The organism is Heyndrickxia sp. FSL W8-0423, from assembly GCF_038009395.1.
In the GTDB taxonomy this organism is placed as follows: domain Bacteria; phylum Bacillota; class Bacilli; order Bacillales; family Bacillaceae_C; genus Heyndrickxia; species Heyndrickxia sporothermodurans.
Genome location: NZ_JBBPBE010000001.1, coordinates 750,001 through 765,844 on the forward strand (window position 1 = coordinate 750,001; position 15,844 = coordinate 765,844).

Annotated in this window: 14 protein-coding genes and 2 rRNA genes (1 of these 16 cut by a window edge); 5 read left to right on the top strand and 11 right to left on the bottom strand. The window is 38.0% G+C overall.

Features of this window, described 5'->3' with window-relative positions:
- The 3 genes from MKY81_RS03755 to MKY81_RS03765 form a co-directional block, all read right to left on the bottom strand.
- Positions 1–346: ribosomal RNA gene (locus MKY81_RS03755) — 23S ribosomal RNA — on the bottom strand; it reaches 2,610 nt to the left of the window's first position.
- Between the two features lie 359 nt (positions 347–705).
- A 16S ribosomal RNA gene (locus MKY81_RS03760) occupies positions 706–2,259 on the bottom strand.
- The 16S and 23S rRNA genes sit together here, the layout of an rRNA operon.
- Before the next feature lie 236 nt (positions 2,260–2,495).
- Positions 2,496–2,723, bottom strand: coding sequence for a hypothetical protein (locus MKY81_RS03765; protein ID WP_066226785.1), 228 nt, complete (start codon positions 2,721–2,723; stop codon positions 2,496–2,498).
- Positions 2,724–2,935: 212 nt separating this feature from the next.
- Between MKY81_RS03765 and pdaB the strand changes: the two genes are divergently transcribed.
- A complete protein-coding gene (gene pdaB / locus MKY81_RS03770; RefSeq protein WP_066226782.1) occupies positions 2,936–3,685 on the top strand; it encodes a polysaccharide deacetylase family sporulation protein PdaB in 750 nt (249 codons plus the stop codon).
- A 48-nt stretch (positions 3,686–3,733) separates the two neighbouring features.
- Here pdaB and MKY81_RS03775 read toward each other — a convergent pair whose 3' ends face one another.
- Complete coding sequence (locus tag MKY81_RS03775; protein WP_066226779.1) at positions 3,734–4,402, bottom strand: KinB-signaling pathway activation protein; 669 nt, start codon at positions 4,400–4,402, stop codon at positions 3,734–3,736.
- Positions 4,403–4,569: 167 nt separating this feature from the next.
- Between MKY81_RS03775 and gerD the strand changes: the two genes are divergently transcribed.
- Entirely contained in the window at positions 4,570–5,196 is a 627-nt protein-coding gene (gene gerD, locus MKY81_RS03780) for a spore germination lipoprotein GerD (RefSeq protein WP_066226776.1), read from the top strand.
- A 402-nt stretch (positions 5,197–5,598) separates the two neighbouring features.
- Entirely contained in the window at positions 5,599–6,822 is a 1,224-nt protein-coding gene (locus tag MKY81_RS03785; protein WP_341116818.1) for an IS110 family transposase, read from the top strand.
- Positions 6,823–7,331: 509 nt separating this feature from the next.
- On the opposite strand, the gene MKY81_RS03790 is transcribed toward MKY81_RS03785, so the two are convergent.
- The 3 genes from MKY81_RS03790 to MKY81_RS03800 form a co-directional block, all read right to left on the bottom strand.
- Positions 7,332–8,390: an Mrp/NBP35 family ATP-binding protein gene (locus MKY81_RS03790; protein ID WP_066226790.1), complete on the bottom strand. Its 1,059-nt coding sequence runs from the start codon at positions 8,388–8,390 to the stop codon at positions 7,332–7,334.
- 121 nt (positions 8,391–8,511) lie between these two features.
- On the bottom strand, positions 8,512–9,222 hold the full coding sequence (cwlD, locus tag MKY81_RS03795; protein ID WP_066226773.1) for an N-acetylmuramoyl-L-alanine amidase CwlD: 711 nt from the start codon (positions 9,220–9,222) through the stop codon (positions 8,512–8,514).
- A gap of 79 nt (positions 9,223–9,301) precedes the next feature.
- A complete protein-coding gene (locus tag MKY81_RS03800) occupies positions 9,302–9,745 on the bottom strand; it encodes a YbaK family protein (RefSeq protein ID WP_066226770.1) in 444 nt (147 codons plus the stop codon).
- Positions 9,746–9,916: 171 nt separating this feature from the next.
- Here MKY81_RS03800 and MKY81_RS03805 point away from each other — a divergent pair, with 171 nt between their 5' ends.
- Positions 9,917–10,672: a polysaccharide deacetylase family protein gene (locus tag MKY81_RS03805; protein WP_108072438.1), complete on the top strand. Its 756-nt coding sequence runs from the start codon at positions 9,917–9,919 to the stop codon at positions 10,670–10,672.
- Positions 10,673–10,791: 119 nt separating this feature from the next.
- Here the strand turns inward: MKY81_RS03805 and MKY81_RS03810 are convergent, their stop codons facing one another.
- The 4 genes from MKY81_RS03810 to MKY81_RS03825 form a co-directional block, all read right to left on the bottom strand.
- Positions 10,792–11,385 (bottom strand): NADPH-dependent FMN reductase, encoded by a 594-nt coding sequence (locus tag MKY81_RS03810; protein WP_341116821.1) that lies wholly within the window; start codon positions 11,383–11,385, stop codon positions 10,792–10,794.
- Positions 11,386–11,552: 167 nt separating this feature from the next.
- On the bottom strand, positions 11,553–11,987 hold the full coding sequence (locus MKY81_RS03815; RefSeq protein WP_108072435.1) for a MarR family winged helix-turn-helix transcriptional regulator: 435 nt from the start codon (positions 11,985–11,987) through the stop codon (positions 11,553–11,555).
- A gap of 81 nt (positions 11,988–12,068) precedes the next feature.
- Positions 12,069–12,596, bottom strand: a complete 528-nt coding sequence (locus MKY81_RS03820; protein ID WP_108072433.1) for a YceI family protein — start codon at positions 12,594–12,596, stop codon at positions 12,069–12,071.
- Between the two features lie 576 nt (positions 12,597–13,172).
- Positions 13,173–14,396: an MFS transporter gene (locus MKY81_RS03825; protein WP_108072432.1), complete on the bottom strand. Its 1,224-nt coding sequence runs from the start codon at positions 14,394–14,396 to the stop codon at positions 13,173–13,175.
- 209 nt (positions 14,397–14,605) lie between these two features.
- Here MKY81_RS03825 and MKY81_RS03830 point away from each other — a divergent pair, with 209 nt between their 5' ends.
- Positions 14,606–15,793, top strand: a complete 1,188-nt coding sequence (locus MKY81_RS03830) for an IS256 family transposase (protein ID WP_341116480.1) — start codon at positions 14,606–14,608, stop codon at positions 15,791–15,793.
- Positions 15,794–15,844 lie beyond the last annotated feature (51 nt).

Below are 15,844 nucleotides of genomic sequence, written 5' to 3' on the forward strand. Positions count from 1 at the left end.
CCTCTTCATTTACTTCGTTCCTTTGTAACTCCGTATAGAGTGTCCTACAACCCCAAGAGGCAAGCCTCTTGGTTTGGGCTTCTTCCGTTTCGCTCGCCGCTACTCAGGAAATCGCGTTTGCTTTCTCTTCCTCCGGGTACTTAGATGTTTCAGTTCCCCGGGTCTGCCTTCCTTACTCTATGTATTCAAGTAAGGATACTACCCCATTACGGGCAGTGGGTTCCCCCATTCGGAAATCTCCGGATCAAAGCTTGCTTACAGCTCCCCGAAGCATATCGGTGTTAGTCCCGTCCTTCATCGGCTCCTAGTGCCAAGGCATTCACCGTGCGCCCTTAACAACTTAACCTAAAATAAGGTTTGTTTTTAAAACTACTTAAATGGATTGTAATCCATAAAGTGGCGATTCTCGGTTATTACTTGGTTATTTCTCATATTATCTAGTTTTCAAAGAACAAGGCTACTGATTTCAATCACATCATGATTAATCATCGTAGCATTTGCTTCATGCTGCCTTGCTCCGAGGTGAACCTAATCTTCCTCGAATAAGCATTGCCGCAGGAGCAATTCTATTTAGGTAACATTAGAGTCACTGTATAAGTAATCTCTAATTCCCTAAGATATACTGAAAGGAATTAACCTCTCAAAACTGAACAAAACGAAAACGCCTTTTTTGTAACCACGTCAGTGGTCTTCCATATTCCTTAGAAAGGAGGTGATCCAGCCGCACCTTCCGATACGGCTACCTTGTTACGACTTCACCCCAATCATCTGTCCCACCTTCGGCGGCTGGCTCCAAAAGGTTACCTCACCGACTTCGGGTGTTACAAACTCTCGTGGTGTGACGGGCGGTGTGTACAAGGCCCGGGAACGTATTCACCGCGGCATGCTGATCCGCGATTACTAGCGATTCCGGCTTCATGTAGGCGAGTTGCAGCCTACAATCCGAACTGAGAATGGTTTTATGGGATTGGCGTAACCTCGCGGTCTAGCAACCCTTTGTACCATCCATTGTAGCACGTGTGTAGCCCAGGTCATAAGGGGCATGATGATTTGACGTCATCCCCACCTTCCTCCGGTTTGTCACCGGCAGTCACCTTAGAGTGCCCAACTGAATGCTGGCAACTAAGGTCAAGGGTTGCGCTCGTTGCGGGACTTAACCCAACATCTCACGACACGAGCTGACGACAACCATGCACCACCTGTCACTCTTGTCCCCGAAGGGAAATCCCTATCTCTAGGGAGGGCAAGAGGATGTCAAGACCTGGTAAGGTTCTTCGCGTTGCTTCGAATTAAACCACATGCTCCACCGCTTGTGCGGGCCCCCGTCAATTCCTTTGAGTTTCAGCCTTGCGGCCGTACTCCCCAGGCGGAGTGCTTAATGCGTTAGCTGCAGCACTAAAGGGCGGAAACCCTCTAACACTTAGCACTCATCGTTTACGGCGTGGACTACCAGGGTATCTAATCCTGTTCGCTCCCCACGCTTTCGCGCCTCAGCGTCAGTTACAGACCAAAGAGCCGCCTTCGCCACTGGTGTTCCTCCACATCTCTACGCATTTCACCGCTACACGTGGAATTCCGCTCTTCTCTTCTGCACTCAAGTCTCCCAGTTTCCAATGACCCTCCACGGTTGAGCCGTGGGCTTTCACATCAGACTTAAGAAACCGCCTGCGCGCGCTTTACGCCCAATAATTCCGGACAACGCTTGCCACCTACGTATTACCGCGGCTGCTGGCACGTAGTTAGCCGTGGCTTTCTGGTTAGGTACCGTCAAGGTACCGCCCTATTCGAACGATACTTGTTCTTCCCTAACAACAGAGTTTTACGATCCGAAAACCTTCATCACTCACGCGGCGTTGCTCCGTCAGACTTTCGTCCATTGCGGAAGATTCCCTACTGCTGCCTCCCGTAGGAGTCTGGGCCGTGTCTCAGTCCCAGTGTGGCCGATCACCCTCTCAAGTCGGCTACGCATCGTCGCCTTGGTGAGCCGTTACCTCACCAACTAGCTAATGCGCCGCGGGTCCATCTGTAAGTGGTAGCTTAAAGCCACCTTTCAATTCTCCTTCATGCGAAGAAAAAAGTTATCCGGTATTAGCCCCGGTTTCCCGGAGTTATCCCAGTCTTACAGGCAGGTTACCCACGTGTTACTCACCCGTCCGCCGCTAACTATCAGGGAGCAAGCTCCCATCAAGTTCGCTCGACTTGCATGTATTAGGCACGCCGCCAGCGTTCGTCCTGAGCCAGGATCAAACTCTCCAAAAAGATGTTTGATATATCGAATTCGTTAGAATACGACTAGCTCTAGTTAAAAAATAAATTAATTGACGTTTCGTTTTGTTCAGTTTTCAAAGATCAATTTTTGAAACAACTTTTATATTATACTATTTTCAAAACCATTTTGTCGACTGTTTTTTCAATCTCTCGCAGCGACATGTATTAATATATCAATTACAGAGAATAAAGTCAACCCTTTTTTCTCACTCTCCCTAAGTTCTTTTCTAAATCCCTTCTTTCTTTTTGGAAGATATAATGTAATTCACACATTCATTGTGTGGAGCCACACGAGTTAATAGTGAAAACAATATTTGATATCGTTCTTTCATTGCTCTTTTAACTACTTGATCAATCCTTGAATCCTGTAAATCATATAATATCTCATCCATTTCCCTTTTTAAAAGATATTGAATTTCTAGCCTTTCCTTTTCATGAATTAAAATTCCTAACAATTGATTCACCCTTTTACATAAGATTAAGAACAAATGATTGCTGAGGTCACCTTCTAGAAGGTGGATGACTGCAGTAAATCTAGTTTTTTCCAATAAAACAGAAAATATTACGAGAAAATTTTTGACATATAAATTTTGTAGTCGAGCATACAATGAAATAAGGACTTGTCTATTACTATTAATTTTTTATTGCCGTTGTAAGGGGGATTACAATGAATTTTTTTATGATTTTAAGTGGAAAGAAACTAAAACACTTTTTGTTTATTATGGTACTTTCGCTATTTACGGCACTTTTTATCTATTCCCAAACGACTGCTCAAGTTGCAGTTTTTTCAACGAAAGAAGGGCCAAAAGCAATATACAAAGGAGAAAAAGGAATTGCGCTAACGTTTAATATTGGATGGGGAGATCAAAAGGCAGAACCGATTATAGATACTTTAGTAAAGAATGAAGTAAAATCAGCAACTTTCTTTTTGTCCGGTTCATGGGCTGAACGCCATCCAGATATTGTCGAAAAGATCGTTAAAAGCGGATATGAAATTGGGAACCTAGGGTATGCATACGAAGACTATACAGATTTAGAGTCTGAACAAATAAGAAAAGATATAGTAAAAGCACAAGAAGTTTTTAAAAAGCTGAATGTCAAAAACGTTAAATTACTTCGAGCTCCAACCGGCCATTTTGATAAAAAAACTTTAAAAATTGCAGAAGATCTTGGATTAACCGTTGTTCATTGGAGTGTCAATTCAGAGGATTGGACAAATCCTGGGGTTAAGCAGATTATTAATAATATTGATAAAGCTAAAAATGGAGATATCATATTATTACATGCCTCTGATGCAGCTAAGCAAACGAAAAGCGCATTACCTTCAATTATTTCTAAATTAAAAAGTAGAGGCTCCTTTACAAATGTTTCCGACATGATTGCAAACGGAAAGGTTAAGACCACTTTAATAAAATAATTTCATACACAACTTAAAAACACTCCTATTTGGAGTGTTTTTCGCCATTTATTTTTTCTTTTTATTAATAGTTGGTACTTGATTTCCCTTTTTAGCTTGTAATTTAGCTCTTTCTTCTTCCGACCGCTTCAAATATTTTGGTAGTATTAATATTTGATACGCATTACAGATGACAAGAGGGAACAGCATTAAATAGACCCAGCTCTTTTCATTTACCCTCAATACCGGAATCCATTCTAATATTGTTACAACTACCATAAAAAACAAAGCGGGTATGAATGTGCTTTTCTTCCCTTGCCGCGATTTAAAATAGGCAACGATTAATCCCGCTATTAAAATAAATATAGCTAGTGCTATGTAAGGGGTAAGACTTTCATTTGGCTTAGCAAACTTTTCAAAACGGAAATAAGTTAAATCAAATAAAGCAAAAATTGTTAATACCAATTGAACTCCATTCCATAATCTTGTAGAACGAAATATCCCTAAACCAAATTGGTGGATGGTTAAATAAGCAAAGTAGCCGACTTGGCTAATCACACTAAATATTAACCCAACACCTATAAGCCAAATAAATGTAGATAGTATAGGACCAATTTTAAAATCTAAAAAATAGGATTGAAATTCACCCCAACGAATAATAAAACCCAATACACCTGTTGTAATACCACCTATTAATAAAGTTGTAAAAAATAATCGAACCCAATTTCGGCTTGTCAATATGATATCCTCCATCGTTTCATAAATTATACATAAAAACTCATCTTTTCTGATTTTACCAAGCACAGTATGAAAAATCTAGAAATTACACTATTGGTGCATAAAACTTTCACAAATACAGCATATTAACCCTATAAAACACATCCGTATAGGGGTGAGCTATTCAAATGAAAAAAATAGTTGTGTTGCTCCTATTTAGCATTTTCCTTTCAGCTTGTTCAAGTAATCCAAGTACTGAAAAAATGGATTATGACCAAACGAAGAAAATGATCGTTGATATTCTAAAAACAGACGAAGGAAAAAAGGCCATTCAGGATATTATGACAGATAAGAAAATGAAGCAAGAACTTATTATGGACCAAGCAACCGTCTCTGAAACGATTCAAAAAACACTTGTATCGAACAAAAGTACTGAATTTTGGAAGAATGCTTTTAAAGATCCCGAATTTGCCAAAGCATATGCAACAGGAATGAAGAAAGAAAATGAAGCTTTATTAAAAAGATTAATGAAAGATCCTGATTATCAAAGTATGATGCTTGACATATTAAAGGATCCGGAATATCAAAAGGAAATGCAGGATTTACTTAAAAGTAAGGATTTCAGAAAACATATTCAAACCATTATCGTCGAAACTTTTGATAGCCCCATCTTTAAGGCAAAAATTCAAGACACTCTAATGAAGGCCGCTCAAGAAATAAGCAATAACCAAAATGCCCAAAAACAAGGAGGGCAAACTAGTGGCGGCGGAGGTGGAGCTCAACAAGGTACAGGTGGCGCAAATCAAGGTGGATAAAAAATGCTCAAGCGCTTTGGTCCGACAAGTAAAGATGTCGTAGCATTGTACACAAAGGCTTGGGAATTTCCCCAAGCTTTTGTGACGCTAAAATCGAGTTTGATAAATAAGCGGAAAAATTCCCCTTAATTAAGAAAATAGCACTGAAAACACCTTAAACATACTAACATTAGTAGCACAAACCAAGGCCATGGTTTGTGCTACTATTTTTTTATAGTAGAAGTGAAGAAAGGTCGATCCGTCTATGGGACCATGTAAGAGTCCGTATCTTAAACAGGCCAACTTCACACCCTTGTTTGAATCAGTTTAGTATGTTGGGTCCTAGAGATCGTGTATAAGAAAATGGAATCGATAAGGCACTGTGAAGACTTCTATGATTGGTTATAAAAGGAGAATATTTATATGAAACATGTTATCGCTCTTGATGTAAGTAAAGGGAAAAGTACCATTGCCATTTATGATGGTTATGGACAATGTGAATTTGAAGGGGAATTGTATCATACACGCATTGATTTTGAGCAGCTACACCTACGTATTAAGGAAATAACAGCTATTGATGGGCAAGCCCCTGAAATCGTATTTGAGGCGACGGGTGTCTATTCAAAATCCGTTGAAAAGTTTCTACGGGATCACGGACATACATACTATCGCATGAACCCGCTTGAAGCGAACCTACAAATGGCTTCAATGCGTCGACACAAAACTGATATTAGCGATGCCCATGAGTTAGCGAAAACCCACTTTAAATTGGAACGTGAAACGACGTATGTGCAGAATGATTATTATGAACAGATGCGGGCAATTACTCGTTATTATGACGAAATTGAAGAAGAACTTATTCTTTTACGCAATCGTATGCATGCCATTTTACATATTTCATTTCCAGAGTTGGAACGACTTATTACACCGAGTTCAGCGCTATTTCTAAATTTTGTGCAACTGTATCCACATCCAGCACTATTATTAGCTCATTCAAAGACAATTATTAAAAATCGTTTGAAAAGCAATACACGTAAAAGACTTTCACTAGAACGTGCAGAGAAAAAAGCCATCGTGTTATTAGAAGCTGCGAAAAATTCATACCCTGCCATTGAGCCAACGGATATTCGTTGTAATCAAGTACGCGATTACGCCCGACGTATTGCGGATTTAATGGAGAAGAAAGACCAGCTTGTGAAACAAATGGTTGTGATGTCTGAAGGAAGAAAGGAATATACCGTATTACGCTCTTTTCCGGGGATTGGTGATACAACAGCGTGCAGACTTATTGGCGAACTAGGTGACATTCGCCGATTTAAAAATGCGAAACAACTGAACGCATACGTTGGAATCGATATTATGCGCTATCAATCTGGCAATACACAATACCGAGATCGAATTAATAAACGAGGAAATAAGAAGCTACGGAAGATTTTATTTTTTATGATGTGTACAATGATTATGGCAAAAGGAAAACCCAATCATTTAGTAGACTATTATTACAAATTAAAAACGCAACCTCAGAGAAAGCCTCATAAGGTCGCGATTGTGGCGTGTATCAATAAGTTTTTGAAAGTGACGTTTCAGTTACTGACACACGGCATACTTTACGATTATGATTCCGCACTACCAGCTCAGAAATCGTAGCAAAGTTTATATTCACTATAGCACACTGACCTTTCGAAAAAAAGAATATCGTGAGGTTTTTTCGTCATGGGAAAAATTTAGCTGTATTTGGAAGGGGTACCCCTCCCAAATACAGCTAAACAAAAAACATAAATGAATTAACTGAAATACACTTGACTAATCGTAAGAAATAGGCGGAGGAATTCCGACTATTAGATCAAAAAACGTGAAATTAAGTAATTTTGCTTTGCTTAATCGGAAAATTTCCGTTTAAATACCCCGAACCGAGCTCTATTCTGCTGTTTACCCGGAAAATCTCCGCTTATTTGATTATCGTGCTTTAGTAAGAAATGCCAAATCATATCAATTATCCTAGTAATAGCATGTTAACAACAATTGTAAATAATTTTTCAAAAGCAAAATTAGAGACCAAATCATATGCGATTTGGTCTCTAATTATGTCCTCCATAAAAACGGACCTACTTACTAATAAAAGTAGCCTTTTTTCTTACTGTCGAGCTCAGCGACAATTATTTATTTAAAAGTTCTACTACCTTTCTTGCTATGTCTCCATATATTTTCCCTAACGGATGATCTTCAGCATAGATAGAAGGAGCAAAGTCATCCTCATCCCAATCTGGTTGTTGTAATGGAAGCTGTCCTAGAAGTTCTGTTCTTAGTTCCTCAGCAAGTTTCTTTCCACCGCCACGTCCAAAAACATATTCCTTTTCACCTGTTACTTTGCTTTCAAAGTAGGACATGTTTTCGACGACACCTAACAGCTCATGTTCTGTTTTTAACGCCATTGCACCAGCGCGAGCAGCAACAAAGGCAGCTGTTGGATGTGGAGTAGTGACGATAATTTCTTTACAATGTGGTAGCATCGTATGTAAATCTAATGCGACATCCCCAGTACCTGGAGGTAAATCTAATAATAAATAATCCAAATCTCCCCACTCTACTTCAGTAAAGAAGTTATTTAGCATTTTTCCTAGCATTGGACCACGCCAAATAACAGGAGCGTTATCTTCAACGAAAAAGCCCATAGAGATGACTTTAACTCCGAGTCTTTCGACAGGAATGATTCGTTCGCCACGAACGACTGGACGATTCGTAACACCCATCATATCCGGCACACTAAATCCATAAATATCCGCATCAATTAAGCCAACCTTTTTGCCTTGACGAGCTAATGATACAGCCAAATTAACTGAAACCGTTGATTTTCCTACCCCACCTTTTCCGCTTGCAATCGCAATAAAGGTTGTTTTGCTTGTAGGTGATAAAAGATTGTTTCCTTGTTCTGCAGGCTCTGAACCTCTAAATTTTTGTAAAACTTCTTCTGGCAGTTCAGCAAAACGAATACCAACAGTGTTTGCACCCGCTTCTTTTAATGTATTGACTACTTGTGTTTGAAGTTGAAGTTGTTCGCTTGTCCCTGTTTTCGCAATCGCAATCTTCACACTTACATGTTCTTTTTCTTCTTTCACTTTTACTTCTAAAATTCCATTTGTTTCTTCTAGCGTTTTATGTAGGAAAGGATCTTTAATTCCTTTTAATAAATTGACTACTTCCTGTTCAGTTATCACTTCATACACCATCCTCGATGTGAATTCGATTACACCCACAAGTATAACATAATTTCTTTCTTCAAGAAGGGAAACTGCTTTCGTGTATAAAAAAGGCAATCGTTATCGTCTCGATTACCTTTTACTTTAAATCCTTTTCATTTGTAAAATATCTCATGATTCCATTGTAAATTGAAGCTGATACTTTCTTTTGGTACTTCTCACTCATTAGATTTTGTCTTTCCGTTGGATTCGATAAAAATCCTATTTCAACTAATGCGCCTGGTTTGTTTGCATTTTTAACGACATATATATTTTTAAGGATTTTCGCTTCTCTATCCGTATTTTCAAGATTTCTAATAAGCTCACTTTGAATGAACTTTGCTAACCGTTTATTTTCAATTAAATGCGGCGAGTAGAATGTTTGAGCCCCGCTCCATCGTGGGGAAGGAATTGCATTTAGATGAATACTTAAATAGAGATCTGCATCTGATTCATTAATCATATTGAGTCTATTTTTCAAATCTTCTACCTTTCTTCGGCCTATTCCTTTTGTGTTAGGATCTGCCAAATCCGAATCATCTTCCCTCGTCATCAAGACGAGAGCTCCTTGCTCTTGAAGATAATCCCTAATAAAAAGGGATACTTTGAGAGCAATTTCTTTTTCAAGGGCATCAGAATCACCAGCCCCCCCATCAGGACCTCCATGACCGGGGTCTAAAATAATCACTTTCCCTGATAAAGGAAGATTCCAGGAATCCCACGTATCTTTTTGAAAAAATTGAAATTGAAAGAGCAAAAATAAAAGAAGTGCACCTAATATAAAGCTAATGAGTTTGACCTTCCGGCTCATTCAAAACCTTCCCTTCCCATTCTTCTATTCCATACTTATGGGACAAGGTACAGTTTTAGAACTTATATTATAAAGTAGCCTAATGCAGTCTTAACTTTCTTCTCTGTTCTCCTTTAATAAACCCTTCCATCCACCATTTATCAACGAATTGTTCACATGAATAATAAATGGACTCTTGAATAAATCCTTCATCACCAAACTTCCAATATAACCAAAAATTATAAAGTGTATCTGTTAAATGTCTAATTTCATTATGACAACGTTTTTTAATTTCTTCGATGGACTCGCCAAAATGACTAAAACGGCTAAATTGTCCACCAAGTAAATACGCTTCGATCGCTACATCATAGCAACCCTCTTCCACCCCTTGTTGAATCCATATTCCACCTTCTATTCGCTCAGAGCCGAAATGCTCCTGTACACTTTTCTTTAAATTTTGTATAGATAACTCTTTCAGTAGTTTACGTTCATATTTTATCTGTCTTTCGCGCCTTTTCGCGTTAAATGTTGTAATCACATTCATAATTCCCACTCCTCCTAGCAATATTTTTCAACGAACACTCCTTTCTAATTCAACAGGCCATTGATAAAACATTACCAATTCAAGAAAACCCTCCCCTTACCTTCCTTTCATTATAAATATGAAGAAATAACATAAACTAATGTTAAATTTACTTATAGGAGTTCATTATTTATGAGGCTTTCATTAAATTTGCTATTAGTCACAACTTTCTTTTTCCTTCTTGCAAATAATTCCTTCGCCTCAACGAAAGGGCGAATGTTTTATGAAAAAACAGGGAAAGTATTCTGGGATGTAAAAACAAATGAAAAAATAGTCGCTTTAACGTTTGACGATGGTCCAAGCCCAACCTTTACACCACAAATCTTAGATACGTTAGCAAAGTATCAGGCAAAAGCGACGTTTTTTGTGATTGGAGAGCATGCTGAAAAATATCCAGAAATTATTAAGCGACAAGCGGAAGAGGGACATGAAATAGCGAACCACACATATAATCATCATTATGATTTAACAGTTAACCCCGCAAATCTAAAAAGAGAATTAAAACAAACGGCAAATACTATTTTCAGTATTACAGGTTATTATCCTTCTCTCTTTCGACCAGTAGGCGGGTATTACGATGAAACGATTATAAACACCGCCATTAAGAAGGGATATCAAATCATTATGTGGTCATGGCATCAAGATACAAAAGATTGGAGTCGACCTGGGGCAAACAAAATTGCCCATAGCGTGACTTCGGACACACAGCCGGGGGACATCGTTTTAATGCATGACTCCGGTGGGGATCGCACTCAAACGGTGCAAGCTTTAGATAAAATACTGGCTACATTAAAAAAGGAAGGATATGAATGTGTTACGGTTTCTGAGTTGTTGTATCGTTCAAAAGGGATTTTACCGAGTCCCCTATATCTTTTTCCGACAATGTAAAAAGCCCCGTGTCCAATTTTGGAACGGGGCTTTGAACACAAATTAACGTTTTGAGAAACATTAATTGGTTTCTATCTTCTTTAGGCAATCATGAAAATTCACATTAGGATTCCGAAGAATTATCGGATTGTGAACAATGCTTTTGACCAAAGAACTAATTGATCTAGCATTTGATTAACCGAATCCTCTTGTACTGCTTTTGGTTTAAATTCAGTTCCATTTTCAAAATCAGTAAATAAAGATAGAGCTGGATGTACACGTACGTCAGCTACTAACAATTCACCTAGTATGCCACGTAAATGCTCAGTTGCACGAGCTCCACCTACTGAACCATAAGAAACGATTCCGGCTGCCTTGTTGTTCCACTCTTCACGTAAATAGTCCAAGGCATTTTTTAATGCCCCTGTAATAGAATGGTTGTATTCTTGAACAATAAATACAAATCCATCTTGAGCCGCTATAGCTTCTGACCATGCTGCAGCCCCTGAAGCGTCTGCGCCAGGCTCACCAAGTAAAGGTAGTTTGTAGTCTGCAATATCAATAATTGTATAGTTTGCATCACCGCGTTTGTCGGCTATTTCTTTTACCCATGAAGCTACTTGTGGACTTAAGCGTCCTTCACGTGTAGATCCTAAAATTATTCCAATGTTTAATTTTGTCATTGTCTCTTCCTCCTCTTGTTTAACGCCAAATAGTTTATTTAAAAATCCCATTTCCTTCTTCACCTCCATACAAGTGTTCCTTGTCCAATTTTAACGACCTCGTAGTGTATCAATTTGGTCTTACTAAGTTATCTATAAGTGAATGTAGGATATTAAGTGTTTTATGAAGGATCACTCCACGGAAATATCTCGAATTCGAGGTAACAGTATAAAAAAAATCAGATATTTTCTGCTCTATAACCAATTCGTTTTAATAGGCCAATTGTTTGATCAAGCTCTTCTGCATTCAAATCATCGAATACTTGTCTTATTTTCATTACATGTTGCGGGAAAATTTTATCCATTAAAGCTTTTCCCTCATTTGTTAACACTGTATAGATAACTCGTCGATCTTCTGGGCATCCTTGACGCCTTACATATTTTTTTTGCTCAAGTTTATCTACTACATAGGTGATACTTCCACTTGAAATAAGGACCTTCTTTCCAATCATTTGGATTGGTTGGTCACCCTTATGATACAGCAGTTCTAAAACGGAAAATTCCGTTGGATTTAATCCATAATTAGCTACATCTTTTCGAATGACTTCTTGAATGGCTTGTGAGGCTCGAAGTATTACAGTTACACCTTTCAACTCATCACTAATGACTTCCATTCACATCACTCCTTAACAACAAGAAGATATTTTCCAAACTTAACTTACATAAATTCAGCTACATCCTCTATCTTGATCCCACTATGCTGCTGGGTTTACCTCTAATTCAACTTTGATTTTGATATCTTTTCCTACAAGTACTCCACCTGTTTCAAGCGCTGCGTTCCATGTAAGACCAAATTCTTCACGGTTAATTTTTGCTTCTGCTTCAAAACCGTAAACTTCAACACCCCATGGATTTACTCCTTTACCACCAAATTCAACATTAAATGTTACTGGCTTAGTCACATCTTTAATTAATAAGTCACCAGTCACTTTGTAGTCATCACCATCTTTAGTAATGCTTGTTGATTTAAAATCAATTGATGGGTAATTTTCAACGTCAAAGAAATCAGCTGATACCAAATGATTATCACGATCTTCATTTTTGGTGTTAATACTAGTGACATCAAATTTGAATGCGATTGTAGCTGTTGTTAAATCTGTTAAGTCCTCAGCCTCTACATCAGCAGTATAAGAATCGAACTGACCTTTTACTTTTGATACCATCATATGTTTTACTTCAAACCCTACGGATGAATGTGATTGATCTAATACCCATTTTGCCATTTTAATTTCCTCCAATTTGTTTAGTATCGACTTTATCTCGAATTCGAGATATATAACAAAAAAATAAAAGTTGTAGCATTTAGTTTGAATTCATATATCTTTAATTCAAGATAAATTTATCACGATACCTTATCTTTTGTCAACTCCTTTATAAGTAATTTTTTAGATTTTTGATATTTCTACTCTAAACACCTTAGATGTTTGAATACGCGTATCCTCTCATAAGCTATTGAAGATTTTAAGGTTACAAGGAAATTTTAGAGACTTGCGCACACAAATAATAACGTAAGTATGGTATTACATGGACTTTAAATCTTTTCCTACCTAAATGAATTATTCTGGCTAGGTTAAAGGCTGTTCTAAGGAGATTAAGTTATCTTTCTATTTTTTATATAAAAAGCCTGTTTGGAATTGTCTTCCAAACAGGCGTAAACCTTTGAGAACTGTGGTGCACGACGAGCGCCTTTAAGACCGGATTTTTTACGTTCTCTTGTTCCTCTGTTTAATGATTTCTATGGAATGATATGAAAAGGATCGTGATATTTTCTATCCATGAGAACCTCCGCTTTGTTTAACTTAACTATTTACCGCTTTAGTATCTTCTTCAAAATTTTTAGCTTTAGAAGGCAGCATTGTTGTTATGAAAAGGGATACAGAAAGTATTGCACCGATAATGCAAAATATTATACAAACTAATTGCAATGGGAACCACTCTGCAAAATAGCCAAGTATGAGTGTGAATCCAATTTGAATAGTACCTTGTACCATGTCTGCTATACTTCCAAACCTACCCATGATATTAACTGGAACTTTACTTTGAAAAAATGTTGCATAACCTGCATTCGCAAATGCCATGAAGAAGCCTAAAAAGACGAATGCTAAAGTCGCAGTTATAAAGTTAAAGGATGAATAAAACAGGATGTACCCGATTGAAGTTAGGAACATTCCAGCACCCAAATATAGCCTTAATTGTATCTTTTTCGCCGCCACTGCTGAAACAAATGCACCTGCCAAGGCACCAATCCCAGTTATGCTTACAAGTAAGCCATAATCCCGATCAGTTAGATCAAGATGTTGTTTGATAAATGTAACCTCTTGAGAATCCAATGCAAACCCAATTAACATTGCACTCTGAAATAATGCGTAAACAGTTATAAAAAACTTTGCTTGTACAGAAAACTTCTTTACTTCATTCCAATCATTAAGAAGGGTTTTCCAATGTATTGGTTCTCGTGCTTTATCTACTTTATCGTCTACATTAGGCAGCAGATAGATGAAAAACCCGCAAACAAAGAAGGTTATTGCATTAATGATAATACATATATCAGTATCGAAGTACATGATAAGAAAACCTGCAATGGCTGGCCCTAGCAGGAAAGCACCCGAATTGGTCATACTCATAATAGAATTAAATCTTTTACGATTATCAGATGGAACCAACTTTGTTATATATACCGAAGAACTTGGGCCAAAGAAAGATCCAACCATACTAATGATTAGGAGTATCAAATATATTGTCCATAGAGATCCTATAAAAGGAATGGAAAATACCAAAACACCTCTTATAATATCAATAGAAATCATCAATTTTCTTTTATTGATTCGATCTATGATACTACCAGACCAAAAATTAGTGATTAAAACAGCTATAGGTCGAATAATATAAAGGCCAGCAACTGCGGCTGCAGATCCGGTTAAATTTAAGATTGAAATATTCAGTGCAATTAAGTATATCCAATTTCCCAAATATGAAATGCCTATTCCTGAAATTAACAGAATAGGATTCTTCCATGACCCCATTTGCCCACCCATTTCTTTTGAAAAAAATATTTAAGGTAACTAAAGGATTTATAAATATGAATTTGCAGGTAAATGTGTTAACTGCCAAACTGAGAGTGTAAAATATTTTGTGTAAATAGAAATGCACTAAATAATGTTCATAGAAAAAGGAAGACCCTTTCTGTAGAATAAAGTTAGCCGACAAAATTCACAGAAAAGAGGTCTTCCCTATGATTCATCTTACTACAGATTTAATCGAAGCACTAGCACAAAAACAAGATATTGAAGAAGTTTTTCGTCATCATTTGGAAACAGCCATCAATCAGCTGTTAAAACATGAATTAACTGTCTTTTTAGACTATGAGCCTTATGATCGAGAAGGTTTTCATTCCGGCAATTCCCGTAATGGCTACTACGATCGTACCTTTAAAACCGAATACGGAGAACTACACCTTCGTATCCCTAGAGACCGTAATGGCCAGTTCCAACAACAAACAATAGCTCCCTATAAGCGTTCCAATGATACGCTGGAACAGTTTGTCATTCACCTTTATGAAAAAGGGATTACGACAAATGAAATCGCTCATCTCATTGAGCGAATGTATGGACATCACTATTCCAAACAAACGGTTTCGAACCTAACGCAACTTGTTTCTGAAGACGTGAAGGCTTTCCATGAACGAAAGCTGGAAGAACGCTATGTGTGCATTTACTTGGATGCCACTCATATTCCGATTCGACGTCAAACGGTTGAAAAAGAAGCTGTCTACATCGCTATTGGTATTACGGAAGAAGGAAACAAAGAAGTTTTAGACTTTACCATTGCACCAACTGAGTCTTCGCACGTATGGGAAGAACTCCTCCAATGCCTACATGAGCGAGGAGTAGAAAACGTTCTTCTCTTCATTTCCGATGGATTGCCAGGGATGACAGATAGCATTCACCGTGTCTATCCAAAGGCGAAACATCAAGTGTGCTGTGTACATGTCGCTCGAAACATTTCCAGCAAAGTACGTGTAAAGGATCGCGCAGCCATTCTCGATGATTTTAAGGCCGTCTATCAAGCGAAAGACCGTGAAGAAGCTTTAGAAGCCTTAGAACAGATGCAAAGCAAGTGGGAAAAGCCTTATCCACGTGTCATTGAATCAGTGATGAACAACAAACGGATCTTAACGTTTTTTGATTTTCCAGCTTCCATACGTCGCAGTATCTACTCGACAAACTTAATTGAAGCTTTTAACAAAGAAATCAAACGATATGTCAAACGCAAAGAACAATTCCCGAATGAAGAATCCTTAGAACGCTTTCTCGTGACACGGTTTCTAGACTATAATCACAAGTTTGGCATGCGTTGTCATCGAGGCTTTGAAAAGGCCAAATCAGAATTGATACACATGTTTGAAGCACTGGAAGATTAAGCTCTAGCACTGATCCGCCATCCTTGACCTTGTTTGCGGTCGTGGTGGTGT

Bases quoted from the DNA above. Each gene is read 5' to 3' on its own strand.
- pdaB (WP_066226782.1), top strand. From the start codon at position 2,936: ATGAATTTTTTTATGATTTTAAGTGGAAAGAAACTAAAACACTTTTTG.
- gerD (WP_066226776.1), top strand. From the start codon at position 4,570: ATGAAAAAAATAGTTGTGTTGCTCCTATTTAGCATTTTCCTTTCAGCT.
- MKY81_RS03785 (WP_341116818.1), top strand. From the start codon at position 5,599: ATGAAACATGTTATCGCTCTTGATGTAAGTAAAGGGAAAAGTACCATT.
- cwlD (WP_066226773.1), bottom strand. From the start codon at position 9,222: ATGAGCCGGAAGGTCAAACTCATTAGCTTTATATTAGGTGCACTTCTT.
- MKY81_RS03800 (WP_066226770.1), bottom strand. From the start codon at position 9,745: ATGAATGTGATTACAACATTTAACGCGAAAAGGCGCGAAAGACAGATA.
- MKY81_RS03805 (WP_108072438.1), top strand. From the start codon at position 9,917: ATGAGGCTTTCATTAAATTTGCTATTAGTCACAACTTTCTTTTTCCTT.
- MKY81_RS03810 (WP_341116821.1), bottom strand. From the start codon at position 11,385: ATGGGATTTTTAAATAAACTATTTGGCGTTAAACAAGAGGAGGAAGAG.
- MKY81_RS03815 (WP_108072435.1), bottom strand. From the start codon at position 11,987: ATGGAAGTCATTAGTGATGAGTTGAAAGGTGTAACTGTAATACTTCGA.
- MKY81_RS03820 (WP_108072433.1), bottom strand. From the start codon at position 12,596: ATGGCAAAATGGGTATTAGATCAATCACATTCATCCGTAGGGTTTGAA.
- MKY81_RS03825 (WP_108072432.1), bottom strand. From the start codon at position 14,396: ATGGGGTCATGGAAGAATCCTATTCTGTTAATTTCAGGAATAGGCATT.
- MKY81_RS03830 (WP_341116480.1), top strand. From the start codon at position 14,606: ATGATTCATCTTACTACAGATTTAATCGAAGCACTAGCACAAAAACAA.